Genomic DNA, 13,401 nt, shown 5'->3' with positions numbered 1-13,401 from the left:
GTTCCGTGCGTGCCAAGCGACTTGAGCAGGCTCAGAGGCTCGGTTGTTCGCTGCCGCCCTGTGCGGTCAGGGCGAAGGCCAGCAGTGCCGTCGTGGTGAAGTCCAGTGCGGGCTCCACCGTCTGCCAGGCGCCCACGTCGTCGACGTACCGTGCGCCCTTCCCGTCGAAGTCGGTCCATGCTCCGCTCGGCGGGGCGGCCGTGCACTTCCTCATGGTCGGAAAGCCGTTCAACTCCTCCAGCCTCGAAGCGGCGTTGGGGCCGTTGACCACGGCGCCCCGCAGGATGGCGCCCGTTCCGTCACGGCTGCCCCGGAGGTTGGCGAGCTGGTGTTCCGGGCAGTGCGGGTATACCTCACCGGCACCGATCACGAAGCTGGTTCCCCAGGCGTTGGCGCCGAGGGCCCAGCCTCGCTGCCGGCCGGCGAAGGCCGCGTAACGGGTGTCCCCGGTGGCCTTGGCGTACAGGCGGGCGGTGGCCACCAGCCCGAAGGTGTGCGGTACGGCGTCGAAGTCGTCGTAGACGGCGCCGGCTCCGAACGGGTCGTGCCCGGCGCGGGCGACACCGTCGTCCAACTGGCGGCGCAGGTCCGCGTACAGCTCCTCGGCCCCGATGCCGTTCGTCCGGGTGCCGTCCAGCACCGTGGCCAGGTCGACGTGGGCCAGGGCGCTGACGTCCGCGACGTTGAGCGTGCCCTTGACGTCGGATTCCAGGTAGTCCCCGGCCCATCCGGCGGCGGCGTCGGCCCAGTCGCTCTCCCGGTCGTCCCCGAGTTCCCGTGCGGCCAGGGCCAGTTCGGTGCCGCCGAACTCCATGTCGTCCTGCCATGAGTCCTCGGGATAGAAGGCGCCCGGGAACGCGGTGACGAGCTGCTCGTCGGGTTCGTGGTCGGCGTCGGCCAGGTCGTACACGGCGGCCGCCTTGTCCAGCCAGTCCCGGGCCTCCTCCGGCTCCGTGGCGGCGGTGCGCTGTGCGGCGAGGGCGAAGGCCGCGGCCACCCGTCCCGCCAGATTGGGGCTGATCGGCTCGCCCGGTGCGGCCGCGCGGAAGACCGGCCGGTGCTTGATCGTGTAGTCCGGGTCACCGGGGGACACGTCGAGCCGGTCGTCGGCCTCCGGCAGCCGCCACACGTCGTGGTCCGTCACTACGGCGTCGTTGCCCGCGCCGATGCCGACCTGCGCGTAGAGCGTCTCGCTGTCCTCGTCCCACATCCTGTCCAGCCAGGCCAGCCCGTGCGAGGCCTCGGCGGACAACTCGGTCAGGCCGGGCAAGTCGCGCTGGGCCAGCAGGAGTTCGGCGACCGAGTAGGAGGTGGTGCCGGTGAACTTGAGGAAGTCCCCCGCGTCGAACCAGCCGCCCGAGACATCGACCCGGTCGCCGGTCGGGGTCAGCTGCTCGTCGAGCAGCTCGTTGCCCTCCTCGTCGTAGTCCGGGTCGGCGTAGACGGTCGCGTCCTGGTCGGCCAGATGTGAAGGGCCGCGCCGCAGGGCGCCGGGCAGCACGTCGGCTCCGTCGCGCTGTGCCTGCAGGAAGCGGACGTTGTCCCGGACGAGCGGGGTCATCAGCTCGCGGGCACCCGCGATCCGGAACGCGGGCGAGCGGCCGGCCGCGGTGCCGGTCAGGACGATGCGGTAGGTGCCGGGGGTGTCGAGCGTGGAGAGGTCGACGGTACGCACCGACGGGTACTTGGTGTTCCAGCGGCCGGTGGAGGCACCGAGCCGCCCCGCCGTGACGACGTCGCCCTCGGCGTCGACGACCTTGAAGCGCGCTCCGGCGAGGGCCGCCGAGGGCCCCATGACGTAGGCCTGCTTCGCCTCGCCCCGTACGTAGCCGACCTGGTCGACCCGGATGGCCACCTCGGTCGAGGCAGGCCCGTTGTCGTCGCCGAAGGGCAGGCCGTGCAGGGTCGCGGCGAGGAGCAGGGTGCCGAGTCCCGCGGCGGTGCCGACCAGCAGCCGGGGCTTGCGCAGAGTGTTCATGCGCCCATCTTGAGATCCGCGACGGCCATGGTCCGCGCGGGGGCCGTCGCGAACCCCGCGCCCCGCAGCTGAGCAGCGACGACCGTCCCCGGCTCGGGTTCGTCCTCCAAGATCCATACGTCCATGCTCCGGAGCTTAGACGGTGTGCATGCCGATCACCCTGTGTGAAGAACTCGGTACCCGGCACTACATTGCGCGACCGGTACCTCTCGTCGGCAGCAAGCCGTCTAGTCTTTCCGTGTGACCAATGGGACGCCTTTGGGCGATTTCCTCAGAGCCCGCCGAGAAGCCTTGAAGCCACACGACGTCGGTCTTCCCGCATACGGGCGACGCAGGGTGCCGGGACTGCGCAGAGAGGAAGTCGCGCTGCTCGCCGGCGTCAGCTCCGACTACTACATCAGGCTGGAACAGGGGCGCGAGAACAGCCCGTCCCCGCAGGTCCTCGATGCCGTGGCGCAGGCGCTGAGACTGGACGCGGAAGCCACCGACCATCTCAACCGCCTCTGTCTCACCCCCTCGCAACGCCCGCGCGACCGGGGCGAGACGGACGTCAGCGGGCAGTTGCTGCGGCTGATGGACGGATGGGAGCACACTCCGGCCTTCGTCGTCGGCCCGGCCCTCGACATCATGGCGGCCAACTCCCTCGCCACGGCGCTGCACAGCGGGTTCGACCGGTTCGACAACCTCGCCCGGATGGTGTTCGTCGACCCGGCAGGACGCGATTTCTACCAGGAATGGGAGCGAGCCGCCCACTCCTGTGTCGCCGAGATCAGGGCCGCCCACGGCCATGACCCGGCATCGGCCCGTATCGCCGAAGTCGTGGCGGAACTGTCCGCACAGAGCGACGAGTTCGCCGCGATCTGGCGGCTGCACGAGGTCAAGAGCAAGTCCCAGGAATGCAAGCAGCTCAAACACCCCCAGGTCGGGGACCTGTACATCGAATTCGCGGCTTTCACCGTCAACGGGGCCCCGCACCAGCAACTGGTGGTCTACCAAGCAGAACCGGCGGGCCCGACGGCTGCCGCCTTCGAGACGCTGAGGTCGTCCCTGGCCACCCGGCCGGAACAGGCCCAGGCAGCCGCGCCCGCGGCCGACCGCGCGGTCAACGAGCAGTAACGACGGCCTTCATGGGGGAGGCGCCCAACGACTCGATCCCCTCAGGCGTCGGGCGGCACGGTTTCGAACTCCCTCGCCACATGCCCGGTGTCCAGTCGCAGCCGCCACGCGTTCCGGCGTTGCGCAGCCGCGAGGGTGGCCTCAAGAGGTGACGGCGGCACCGCCAGGACCGGGCAGCCGGCATGGGCGAGGCAGTAACGGCTGGTCGACGGCCACAGCGCACGGTGCAGCAGGCCACGCCGTCCGGCGCCGACCACGAGGAGGTCGCCCTCCCGGTCGGCGGTGCCGACCAGCGCCGGACCCGGGGTGCCGCGCGCGATGAGGGGGCGGGTACGCAAACCCTGGCCGTCACCGCCGAACACCTCACGCAGGGCACCGAGCAGCCGCTCACGCGCCAGCCGCTCCCAGTCCTCGACCAGAACGGCCGCGGCCGTCGTCCTGCGGGCGGCGAGCTCCCCGCCCGGCGGCTCCCAGGCCAGCACCGGCCAGAGCTCGGCACCCCGGCGCCGCGCCTCGTCGGCGGCCCGGACCAGGGCGGTGAGACTCCCCAGCGAGCCGCTCACCCCCACGACGACACGGCCGGCCGAGGACGGGCGTGACTCGGACATCGCATCCTCCGTTCTGCGTGCGCCGGCCGGTCCCTCCGGGCGGCGACCTTCCGCAAAACCGCTTCCACCCCACCTACCCTGCAAGGCTCCGAACAGCCCGTGCTCCCTTTCCCTCCGTCACCACCCACCCTCCTTGGCCAGTTCCAGGGCTTCGAAAACGGTGAGCGCGTCGCGGAGGGCGGCGACATCGTGGGTGCGGATGTAGTCGGCGGCCCCGCTGCGCGCGGCGTACAGTTCCGCCGCCAGGGTGGCCGGGCCGATCTCGGGAAGAGCGCTCCCGCCCTGCCGATGCCGATGCCGATGCCGGGGCCGGGGGCCGGGGGAGGACGACGACTGCTTCCTCCCCCGGCCCGCTCGGCCGCGCGGCCTGCCGTCAGGACGCGGAGAGTTCCTCGCGCACGGCGCGGGCGGCGGCGACCAGGTTCTCCAGCGAGGCCCGGGTCTCGGGCCAGCCGCGGGTCTTCAGGCCGCAGTCGGGGTTGACCCAGAGCCGCTCGGCGGGAATGGCCCTGAGCCCGGTACGGAGCAGCTCGGCGGCCTCCTCGGTGCTCGGGACGCGGGGGGAGTGGATGTCGTAGACACCCGGCCCGGCCTCGCGCGGGTAGCCGTGCGCGGCGAGTTCACGGGCCACCTGCATGTGCGAGCGGGCGGCTTCGAGGCTGATGACGTCGGCGTCGAGATCGTCGATGGCCTGGACGATGTCGCCGAACTCGGCGTAGCACATGTGGGTGTGGATCTGCGTGTCCGGACGCACTGCGCCGGTGCTGAGCCGGAACGCCTCGGTGGCCCAGGCCAGGTAGGCCGGGCGGTCGACGGTCCGCAGCGGCAGGGTCTCGCGCAGCGCGGGTTCGTCCACCTGGATCACCGAAGTCCCGCCCGCCTCCAGATCGTCGACCTCGTCGCGCAGGGCGAGGGCGACCTGGCGGGCGGTGTCGCCGAGGGGCTGGTCGTCGCGGACGAAGGACCAGGCCAGCATGGTGACGGGGCCGGTGAGCATGCCCTTGACCGGGCGGTCGGTGAGGGACTGGGCGTACGTCGTCCAGCGCACGGTCATCGGTTCGGGGCGGGAGATGTCGCCGGCCAGGATCGGCGGGCGGACGTAACGGGTGCCGTACGACTGCACCCAGCCTTGCTCCGTGGCCAGGTACCCGGTGAGCTGCTCGGCGAAGTACTGCACCATGTCGTTGCGTTCGGGCTCGCCGTGCACGAGGACGTCCAGGCCCGCCTTCTCCTGGAAGGAGACGACGTCCTGGATCTCGGCCCTGATGCGCTCCTCGTAGCCGGCGGTGTCGATCCGGCCGGTGCGCAGGTCGGCGCGGGCGGTGCGCAGTTCGCCGGTCTGCGGGAAGGATCCGATGGTGGTGGTCGGCAGGATCGGCAGGCGGAGGTGGGCGCGCTGGGCCGCGGCCCGCTCCGCGTACGGCTGGGAGCGGCGGGCGTCGGTGTCCCTGACGGCGGCGGCGCGGGCGCGGACGGCCGGGTCGTGGGTGAGGGGGGAGGTGGCCCGGGCGGCCAGGTCGGCCCGGTTCGCGGCCAGTTCGCCGGTGATCGCGTCGGTGCCGAGGGCCAGGCCCCTGGCGAGGGTGACGACTTCGACGGTCTTCTGGCGGGCGAAGGCCAGCCAGCGCCGGATCTGCGGCTCGATGTCCCGCTCCAGGGCCGTGTCGAGGGGCACGTGGAGCAGCGAGCAGGAGGCGGCCACGTCGACCCGGTCGGCCAGCCCGAGCAGGGTGCCGAGGGTGGCGAGGGACTTCTCCAGATCGTTGATCCAGACGTTGCGGCCGTTGACGACACCGGCGACCAGCCGCTTGCCGGGCAGACCGCCCACGGCCGCGAGGGCGTCGAGGTTGGCGGCCGCGGCGTCGGTGAAGTCGAGGGCGAGTCCGTCGACAGGGGCCTTGGCCAGGACCGGCAGGGCGTCGCCGAGCCGGTCGAAGTAGGAGGCGACCAGGAGCTTGGGCCGGTCGGTCAGGGAGCCGAGAGCGCGGTAGGCGCGGGCGGCGGCGTCCAGTTCGGCCGGGGTGCGGTCCTGCACGAGGGCGGGCTCGTCCAGCTGTACCCACTCGGCGCCGGCTGCGCGCAGGTCGGCGAGGACCTCGGCGTACACCGGCAGCAGCCGGTCCAGCAGGGTGAGCGGCTCGAAGTCCGCGGGCACGCCCGGGGCGGGCTTGGCGAGCAGCAGGTAGGTGACCGGGCCGACCAGTACCGGGCGGGCGCTCAACCCGAGGGCGAGGGCCTCCCCGAGCTCGGCGACCTGCTTGGCCGGATCGGCCGTGAAGACGGTGTCCGGGCCCAACTCGGGCACCAGATAGTGGTAGTTGGTGTCGAACCACTTGGTCATCTCGAGCGGCGCGACATCCTGGGTGCCGCGTGCCATGGCGAAGTAGCCGTCGAGCGGATCGGTGTCGACGGCGTCGCGGTGGCGGGCGGGGACCGCGCCGACCATGACGGTGGTGTCCAGGACGTGGTCGTAGTACGAGAAGTCGCCGGTCGGGACCTCGTGGATGCCGGCGTCGGCGAGCTGCCGCCAGTTGGCGGTGCGCAGTTCGGCGGCGGTGGTCCGGAGGGTGTCGGCGGTGACGCGGCCCTTCCAGTAGCCCTCGACGGCCTTCTTCAGTTCCCGGTTCGGGCCCTGACGGGGGTAGCCGTACACGGTGGCCCGAGCTGCCGCGGCTGCGGACTTCGCTGTCACGGAAATCTCCTTCGCGAGATATCTCCCTGGGATCCCGGGACGGGACGCGAGCGCGAAGGGGTGACGAACCGGGCGGACCGATCCCGCGCGGCGCGGCGCGGTCGTTCGCCTGATATGTACGCCGACCCGCCCACGAGGTCACCGGGATTTCCGCGCACGAGTCCTTTCGTGCGCGGGCAACGGGCAGGTCTTCGGACTCACGGGCACGTCTCGTCGTACGGAGTGCGTACGAGACACCTACTGGCCGTCGCTTCCCAGACCCTGTTCGTGGGTCCAGTGCGTATGACGGCGGTCGTTCCCGTTCACCGCTGCGGGGCAGTCCCGGATTTCCACCGGGTTCCCTCTTGCGACGCATCCCGCCTGGCGGACGGGGCGAACCAGCTGCACCGGCCAGCCTACGGGGCGGTCCTCCGGCGCGGTGGATCACCTCGGCCATTCGGCTGGTGAGGTGGAACACGCGTACGGCATGCTTGGAATGCGCCGAGGGCGGGAAACGCCGTAGTCGCGCTTCCTCCCCGCCTTCAGCCACCACGTGGTCTCCGCGTGCCGGACGAGGTGACTCGGCTGCGAGATCGGCCCCGCCCACCTCGTGCCGTATCCGGTACTGCGTTCCGGTCGGGCGGTCAGGCAGGAGGCGTCCTCCCCGCTGCCGCTACCGTTGGCTTCCTTCCCGCAAGCCCGGCTCGGCGTGGCTGCGCCGTCTCCGCCTCCCCGTCCGTGTCCTCTCCCTCTTCGATTCCACTTTCACTTCCACGTAAGCGAGGATGACCATGTCCAAGGACCGTCCCTGGAACCGCAGTCCCGAATCCGAGCCCTCCGGGCAGCCCGAACCGGCGCACATCCTTCCGCCGTTGGCCGGGCTCGAGATCCACGGCATGAACGACGAGCAGGTCAGGGCCCACTGTCTGCATCAGGCCCGGTACTGGCTCGCGTCGTACGAACACCTGCGCCGCCGCAATGACGAGCACCTGGAGACCGCCACCAGGTACGCGGTCCTCGCTGATGCCTTCCGGCCCGGATCCACGCCCACGGAGCAGTAGCCGCGCGCACCGCGGGCCGACCGCAGCGGTGCGTCACGCAACCGGTGCCGGCCGGATCTCCGGGTCCAGCTCGGGCGGCTGACCTGTGGTCCACAACGCCTGGACGGACATACGGCTGATGCGCCAGCCCTCGCGCTCGCGCCGCAGTTCGGCCTCCCAGTAGCCGCCCACCGTGAAGAGAGGGTCGGCGTCCTCGCCGCGCTGCCGAAGCGTGGTGTCGTGGTGAACGTGCGTCATCAACGCGTTCCAGGACGCCGTGGCCCTCCCCGAGGCCGGTTCGACGTCGATCACGAGGTCGGAGGTGATGTGCTGGGTGCGGGCGTACCTCTCGAGTGCCTTCCTGGCGTGTGCCATCGCTTCGACGCCGTCGGCCGCGCCGATCGGGGTCGTCGTCCGGACGTCGTCGGTGACATAGCCACGGGCCCAGTCGCCCTCGAACTTCCGCTCGTCCAGAGCTCGGAAGAATCGGCTGACGAGCATGCTGATCTCGGTGTGATCCGTCTGCGTGGTCGTAGTGGTCATGGCTGAAGCGTCGGCCCTCGACCGCACTTGAGGTCAAGGCCGGAGCACGTCGGGTCGGAGCGCATCGGCCTCAGGGGTTCAGGGCCTGCTCGGTGGTGGCGTGACAGGAGACGAGGGCGTCGACGCCGACCAGTCGCAGGACCTGCAGGACGGGCTCCTGCGCGGCGGCGATGCGCAACCAGCCCCGCGCGCCGCTCACCTGCCGGTGGGCGGCGAGGAAGACGTTGATGCCGCTGGAGTCCATGAAGGTCACGCCGCCGAGGTCTGCCACGACCCGCGGGGGCGGCACCGCTCCGTCCGCGCGGAACAGGGCTTCGCCGAGGACGTCCTTGACGTCGTGGTCGATCTCGCCCCGCACGGTCACGACGCGGACCCCGTCGACCACGCGCTGTTCGACGGACAGGCTCCTCGGCCGGTCCGCTTTCCCGATGTCGGTCACCGTCTCCTCGACTGCGTCTAGGCTGGCCCCCGGGTGAGGGCGTGCGCGGAAGATTCTGCCCACCACCGCGGCGGGACGCAGCCGGGCGGCCGTGCCGAGCGGCATCCCGTGGCATGCATGGCGCGATCGCGGGTACCGGCGCACGTGACCGGGGGAGTGAGGGCGAGGACACGTGGAATCCCACGCCGGAGGCGACGGCCGTACCGGGCTGGACGGCCACCTGATGCGCGCCGGCTACTCCCTGGGCGCGGACGACGGCAGCATCGCGGACGCCCGCCACCATGCCGTCGACTTCCTCGACCAGGCCCATGACCACCATCGCCTGCCCGATCCCGCCCGCGCGCGCGACCTCACGCAGCTGGTGGTGAGCGAGCTGGTCACCAACGCCCGCAAATACGCCCCCGGCCCCGTGCTGATGGAACTGCGCCTCACGGCCCACGCGGTGGAAGTCGTCGTGTGGGACAGCGACCCGACGGTGCCCGCAGCGCGGGCGAGCGATCCCGGCCGGATCGGCCAGCACGGCCTGGAGATCGTCAAGGCCGTGACGGAAGACCTCTTCGTCGAGCAGGACCCGGTCGGCAAACGCATCACCGCCCGCATCGCCCTCGACGGCCCTCGCTGACCCACCCCGCACCAGCACCACCCGCACCGGGCGCGGCGGTAAGTCCCCTCCGCTCAGCGGTCGTTGCACCGTCACCGGATGCGGTGGGTCTCCCAGAAGGGGCGCAGGTCCTCGTCCGTCATGGACTGGGCGGCCTTCTTGAAGTCGGCGGTGGTGGAGACGCCGTACCAGTGGTCCCGGGCGTACCGCTCCAGGAGCCGTGCCATGGTGTCGGCGCCGAGGACGCGTTCCAGGTCGGCCAGGGCGCAGGGCCCGGCCGTGTAGACGAGGTGGTACGTGCCGCGGTGCTGCGACCAGTAGGCCATCGAGGAGGTCAGCGCGGCGCTGTCGTCGGGCCAGTAGACGTCGGACCAGCAGTCGCCGGTCTCCCAGCCGTAGAAACGGGCGTTGGCGTACTGGGCGAAGCTCTCGTCCAGCCACGGTGAGGTGTACTCGTCGTTGCCGACGATGCCGTACCACCACTGGTGCGCCAGCTCGTGGACGACGGCGCCGCCTTCCTCGGTGGTGCCGAGGAGGACGAGGCCGGGGTACTCCATGCCGCCGCCGAACCCGGGGGTCATCACGAGGTCGATCTCGCCGTACGGATAGCGGCCGAACTCCCGGCCGAACCGGTCGATCGCGGCGACGGCGTCCGCGCGGGTGAGGCGTACTCCCGCGGCGGGGGTGTCGGCCGCCCAGTACGACTTCACGCGCACGCCCCCGGGCGTGGTCTGCGCCGCCGTGCGGAACGGGCCCGCGGCCCACGCGAAGTCCCGCACCCGGTCCGCGACAGCGACGGTGACCGTACGGCCGGGGACGCCGGGGAGCGTGCGGGTGTGACCGGTCGTCGGCACCTTCAGGGCCGACGGGTGGTCGAGACGGACGCGGAAGTCGCTCGTCAGGGCGTAGAAGCTCTCACCGAGCGCCACGTACGGGTCGAGGTGCCACCCCTTCGCGTCGTGGACGGCGAGCACCGGCAACGCGTTGCCGAGAAAGCGGTAGGCGCCTTCGCGGCCGAAGCGGGCATTGCGTTCGGGCACCGTGATGGAGACATCGAAGGCGACGGCCGTCCGCGCGCCGCGCGCGAGCGGCTTCGGCAGGGCGATGCGCAGGGCCGTGCACTCCACGGCGGGAAGTCCCGGCGTGCCTCCCGCCACGCTCGACACGACGACGGGGGCCGGCGCGCCGGGTGTGCCGCACGTGTCCTCGCCGTTGCCCCACAACCGCAGGTACACCTCACGCAGCGGCCGGTCGGACGCGTTGCGGAACGACACCCGCTGCCGTCCGGTCCAGTGGCTGCCGTCGGCGTCGGAGCGCAGGGTCACGTCGTAGCGCGCGCGATCGGGCGTCGCCGCGGCCCCGGACACCCCCGGCCCGGCTGCCGCGGCGGCCTCGTGCACACCGGCGCCGGCCGCCGTGAGCAGCACGAGCAGCACGACGAACAGACGACGAACGGGCATGGGCGACCACACGGCCAACGGCGACATGCCAGCCGATACTGCCACAACACCCGAACTATGGCGCTGAGTTGGACGGACGGTTCGTCGGCGGGCTCACCGACGCTCCCCGCCGACCTGCGCGATGCCCGTCTCGTAGGCGAACACCACCGCCTGGGCGCGGCTGTGCAGATCGAGCTTGGTCATCACCCGGTGCAGGTGTGTCTTGACGGTGGACTCGCTGACACTCATGTGCTCGGCGATCTCCTCGTTGCCGAGACCCTGGGCGACGTACCCGAGCACCTCGACCTCGCGGCCCGTGAGCATGCTCGTCGACGCGGCCTCGGCCTGGGACTGCTGCGCGTGGACGGCGTGCCGCTCGATGAGCCGCCGGACGTGGGCCGGAGCCACCAGCAGGTCGGCGGAGAGGGTCGCCGTGACGGCGCTGAGCAGCTGTTGCGGCGGCATGTCCTTCAGCAGGAAGCCGCTGCATCCGGCGCGCAGGGCCGCGTAGACGAACTCGTCGTCGTCGAAGGTGGTGAGGACGACGATGCGCGGAGCCGGGTCGAGACCGAGGGCGAGAATGCGCTCCGCGGCCGCGAGCCCGCTGAGCCGGGGCATCTTGATGTCCATCAGGATCAGATCCGGGCGGTGCTCGCGTGCCGCGGCGACGGCCTCCACGCCGTCCGATGCCTCCACGACCAAGCCGAGCCCTTCCACCGTGCGCAGCAGCGTGACGATGCCGGAGCGGATGAGGTGCTGATCGTCCACGACCAGGATGCGGGCCACAGCGCTCCTCGGAGATGCTCACGTCACGGATCGGCCGCCGTCGCGGTCTGCCCCAGGGGAAGACCGAGTCGTACCTGGAATCCACCCTCCGGGCGCGTACCGGCTGTCAGCGAGCCGTGCCAAATCTTGGCCCGTTCCCGCATGCCGATCAAGCCGTGTCCGGACCCGGCGGTGGATGTGGCCGAAAGTGGGCCACCCCGGTCGAGAACAGTGACTTGCAGTTCGTCGTCCAGGTATCGGACGGTCACTTCGGCCGTGGCCGACCCGGAGTGCTTCACGACGTTGGTGAGGGCCTCCTGGACGACGCGGTACGCGCACAGTTCGACTCCCGGGTGCAGGGGCCTGCGCTCTCCCGCGAACCGGACCTCGACGTGCAGGCCGGCCGCCTCCAGCCGCTCGGCGAGCTCAGGAATGCGGCCGACGCCGGCCAGGAGGTCGTCGGGGACCGGGTCGGCCGGATTCTCCGGGCCGGAAGGGTCGCCGAGATCGTAGGTGCGCAGTACGACCAGGAGGCGGCGGAGCTCCTCCAGCGACTCCCGTCCGGCCGCGGCGGCGGTACCGAGCGCCTTGCGGGCGGAGGGCGGATCGGTGAAGAACACGTACTCGGCCAGCCCGGCCTGAAGGGTGACGATCGTCATGTGCTGCGAGATCGTGTCGTGCAGCTCGCGCGCGATGCGGAAGCGCTCGTCGAGGACGGCCCGGCGGGCCTCCCGGCGCTGCTGCTGATCGAGCAGGGCGGTCAGTCGCCGCAACTCGGCGTTGCGTTCGGCGAGCCGGCGCTGGGTGAGCCCGACGGTGCAGGCGACGGCCGGCACGATCAGGGCCTGCACGGCCACGACGGGCCAGGGCAGCCGGCCGCACACCCCGCTGAGGGCGATGACCGCCGCGAGCAGCGCGGTACCGCCCCCGATGCGGGCGCGCCCTTCCCGGGCGGCGACGGAGATGAACGCGACCGCCGGAACCCAGAAGTTGAGCGAGGGCTGATAGCCGAGCAGCAGATATCCGGCGAAGCCCGCCGCCGTGACCACGAGCACGCCGAACGGCCGGTTCTCCCGCAGTGCGAGTGCCAGGGCGATCAGCAAGGTGAGCAGATGCGCCCACAGGTCGAACGGCCGCCAGGGCGCCGGATGGTAGAAGGCGCCGGCCAGGCAGCCCGCGAGGGCGAAACCGACGGCGAGGGCGACGTTGGCCGGGCGCGGCCGGAAGGCCTCCGTCGCGGGCATCCGGACATGGTAGACGACGGTTCTCAACTGATCCGCCTCCTACAGGAGTTGCCGGGGACCGCCTGCCCTGCCGGAGGACGTTCCCGGCAGGGCGGGCGAAGGCCGGTGACGGGAGCCGGTCCCGGTCGAGGTCGGTCAGGAGGACATGATGAAGTCCAGGGCGTAGCCGGAAGCGGTCGTCCAGTAGGTGACGCGGGCACCGTCGTCGAACGCCACCGTGCGGGGCAGATCGACGCCGATCGGCTTGCTCCCGTCGCTGCCGAGCTCGCGGCCGTGGAGGAGGAGGGTGATCGTGTTCGTCTCGTACTGGTCCATGGGGACACCGGAGGCGAGCAGCGCCGCGTACGCCTCGTCACCCGGAGCGAGCGTGACGGGCCCCGCCTTCGGGTCGCTGTCCTCGTACACGTCGATCGGATACCGGGCCTCGGCGTACTCACCGAGGAAGAGGTGCGGGTAGTGGAAGACGCTGCACTTCTTGTCGCCCGCGTTGGTGACGGTGATGAGGAGATGCTTGGGGACCTCGCCCTTCCCGTCCTCGAGCGTGGTGCCGAACGAGAGGTCCGCCGCGGCGCAGGCGGGGACGGCACCGCTGCCGCCCCCGCTCCCGCCACCGGTGGCGCCCCCCGTGCTGTCGCCAGCGGTGGCACCCGAACCGCCGCTCGGTGTGGCCGAACCCGTCGAGCCGGGCGAGCCTGTCGCACCCGGCTCCGTCGGGCCGGTCGCGCTCGGCCGGTCCGAGGCGGTGGAGCCCGCGCCGCCGGCCTCACCCGGCTCGCAGGCGGTGGACGCGAGCAGCGCGCCGATCGCCGCGACGCCGGCGGCGCAGGTCTTCCAGCCCTTGGGGCTCCTGGGCGTCCTGCGGTTCTTGCAGACAACAGCGTTCATGGTGTTCCCCCGTGGCCGGCCGTGCCGGCCGTTCTCGACTCCGGTCCGCCGAAACGTCGTCCCGGTGATGCC

13 protein-coding genes and 1 riboswitch are annotated in these 13,401 nt (G+C 71.7%); of the genes, 3 read left to right on the top strand and 10 right to left on the bottom strand.

Translation table 11 applies throughout. The features are described 5' to 3' along the window. Window positions 1–31: 31 nt before the first annotated feature. Window positions 32–1,978, bottom strand: a complete 1,947-nt coding sequence (locus OG933_RS06405; protein WP_405625819.1) for a glycoside hydrolase family 9 protein — start codon at window positions 1,976–1,978, stop codon at window positions 32–34. Further along, window positions 1,975–2,103, bottom strand: a complete 129-nt coding sequence (locus tag OG933_RS06400; protein WP_362519398.1) for a hypothetical protein — start codon at window positions 2,101–2,103, stop codon at window positions 1,975–1,977. The genes OG933_RS06405 and OG933_RS06400 overlap by 4 nt, the downstream gene beginning before the upstream one ends. 133 nt (window positions 2,104–2,236) lie before the next feature. On the opposite strand from OG933_RS06400, the gene OG933_RS06395 reads away from it, so the two are divergent. Further along, window positions 2,237–3,094: a helix-turn-helix transcriptional regulator gene (locus OG933_RS06395; RefSeq protein ID WP_405633261.1), complete on the top strand. Its 858-nt coding sequence runs from the start codon at window positions 2,237–2,239 to the stop codon at window positions 3,092–3,094. Between the two features lie 41 nt (window positions 3,095–3,135). Here OG933_RS06395 and OG933_RS06390 read toward each other — a convergent pair whose 3' ends face one another. Beyond that, complete coding sequence (locus OG933_RS06390; RefSeq protein WP_362519400.1) at window positions 3,136–3,702, bottom strand: universal stress protein; 567 nt, start codon at window positions 3,700–3,702, stop codon at window positions 3,136–3,138. A 373-nt stretch (window positions 3,703–4,075) separates the two neighbouring features. After that, entirely contained in the window at window positions 4,076–6,394 is a 2,319-nt protein-coding gene (metE, locus tag OG933_RS06385; RefSeq protein ID WP_405625816.1) for a 5-methyltetrahydropteroyltriglutamate--homocysteine S-methyltransferase, read from the bottom strand. A gap of 164 nt (window positions 6,395–6,558) precedes the next feature. Then, window positions 6,559–6,791, bottom strand: a riboswitch (cobalamin riboswitch). 373 nt (window positions 6,792–7,164) lie between these two features. Here metE and OG933_RS06380 point away from each other — a divergent pair. After that, window positions 7,165–7,434 carry a hypothetical protein gene (locus OG933_RS06380; RefSeq protein WP_362519405.1) on the top strand — a complete coding sequence of 90 codons (270 nt, stop codon included), beginning with the start codon at window positions 7,165–7,167 and terminating at the stop codon, window positions 7,432–7,434. 33 nt (window positions 7,435–7,467) lie between these two features. On the opposite strand, the gene OG933_RS06375 is transcribed toward OG933_RS06380, so the two are convergent. Both OG933_RS06375 and OG933_RS06370 read right to left on the bottom strand, forming a co-directional pair. Further along, window positions 7,468–7,956 carry a nuclear transport factor 2 family protein gene (locus tag OG933_RS06375; protein WP_405625814.1) on the bottom strand — a complete coding sequence of 163 codons (489 nt, stop codon included), beginning with the start codon at window positions 7,954–7,956 and terminating at the stop codon, window positions 7,468–7,470. 70 nt (window positions 7,957–8,026) lie between these two features. Further along, window positions 8,027–8,395: an STAS domain-containing protein gene (locus OG933_RS06370; protein WP_362519411.1), complete on the bottom strand. Its 369-nt coding sequence runs from the start codon at window positions 8,393–8,395 to the stop codon at window positions 8,027–8,029. A gap of 172 nt (window positions 8,396–8,567) precedes the next feature. On the opposite strand from OG933_RS06370, the gene OG933_RS06365 reads away from it, so the two are divergent. Then, on the top strand, window positions 8,568–9,017 hold the full coding sequence (locus OG933_RS06365) for an ATP-binding protein (protein ID WP_362519414.1): 450 nt from the start codon (window positions 8,568–8,570) through the stop codon (window positions 9,015–9,017). A gap of 71 nt (window positions 9,018–9,088) precedes the next feature. On the opposite strand, the gene OG933_RS06360 is transcribed toward OG933_RS06365, so the two are convergent. The 4 genes from OG933_RS06360 to OG933_RS06345 form a co-directional block, all read right to left on the bottom strand. Next, entirely contained in the window at window positions 9,089–10,456 is a 1,368-nt protein-coding gene (locus OG933_RS06360; protein ID WP_405625813.1) for a M1 family metallopeptidase, read from the bottom strand. A 93-nt stretch (window positions 10,457–10,549) separates the two neighbouring features. After that, window positions 10,550–11,221: a response regulator gene (locus tag OG933_RS06355; RefSeq protein ID WP_405625811.1), complete on the bottom strand. Its 672-nt coding sequence runs from the start codon at window positions 11,219–11,221 to the stop codon at window positions 10,550–10,552. Between the two features lie 23 nt (window positions 11,222–11,244). Continuing rightward, window positions 11,245–12,444: a sensor histidine kinase gene (locus OG933_RS06350; protein ID WP_362519422.1), complete on the bottom strand. Its 1,200-nt coding sequence runs from the start codon at window positions 12,442–12,444 to the stop codon at window positions 11,245–11,247. 135 nt (window positions 12,445–12,579) lie between these two features. Continuing rightward, window positions 12,580–13,329, bottom strand: a complete 750-nt coding sequence (locus OG933_RS06345; RefSeq protein WP_405625809.1) for a DUF4232 domain-containing protein — start codon at window positions 13,327–13,329, stop codon at window positions 12,580–12,582. Window positions 13,330–13,401: the final 72 nt, after the last annotated feature.

It is taken from the genome of Streptomyces sp. NBC_00016 (genome assembly GCF_045040885.1).
Classification (GTDB): domain Bacteria; phylum Actinomycetota; class Actinomycetes; order Streptomycetales; family Streptomycetaceae; genus Streptomyces; species Streptomyces coriariae.
The sequence above is the reverse complement of the archived record's forward strand: the minus strand, read 5'-3'. Positions and strand labels throughout refer to the sequence as shown.

Excerpts from the sequence above, each read along its gene's own strand:
- OG933_RS06350 (WP_362519422.1), bottom strand. The coding sequence starts at position 12,444 with ATGCCCGCGACGGAGGCCTTCCGGCCGCGCCCGGCCAACGTCGCCCTC.
- OG933_RS06345 (WP_405625809.1), bottom strand. The coding sequence starts at position 13,329 with ATGAACGCTGTTGTCTGCAAGAACCGCAGGACGCCCAGGAGCCCCAAG.
- OG933_RS06360 (WP_405625813.1), bottom strand. The coding sequence starts at position 10,456 with ATGCCCGTTCGTCGTCTGTTCGTCGTGCTGCTCGTGCTGCTCACGGCG.
- OG933_RS06400 (WP_362519398.1), bottom strand. The coding sequence starts at position 2,103 with ATGGACGTATGGATCTTGGAGGACGAACCCGAGCCGGGGACGGTCGTC.
- OG933_RS06405 (WP_405625819.1), bottom strand. The coding sequence starts at position 1,978 with ATGAACACTCTGCGCAAGCCCCGGCTGCTGGTCGGCACCGCCGCGGGA.
- OG933_RS06380 (WP_362519405.1), top strand. The coding sequence starts at position 7,165 with ATGTCCAAGGACCGTCCCTGGAACCGCAGTCCCGAATCCGAGCCCTCC.
- OG933_RS06390 (WP_362519400.1), bottom strand. The coding sequence starts at position 3,702 with ATGTCCGAGTCACGCCCGTCCTCGGCCGGCCGTGTCGTCGTGGGGGTG.
- OG933_RS06375 (WP_405625814.1), bottom strand. The coding sequence starts at position 7,956 with ATGACCACTACGACCACGCAGACGGATCACACCGAGATCAGCATGCTC.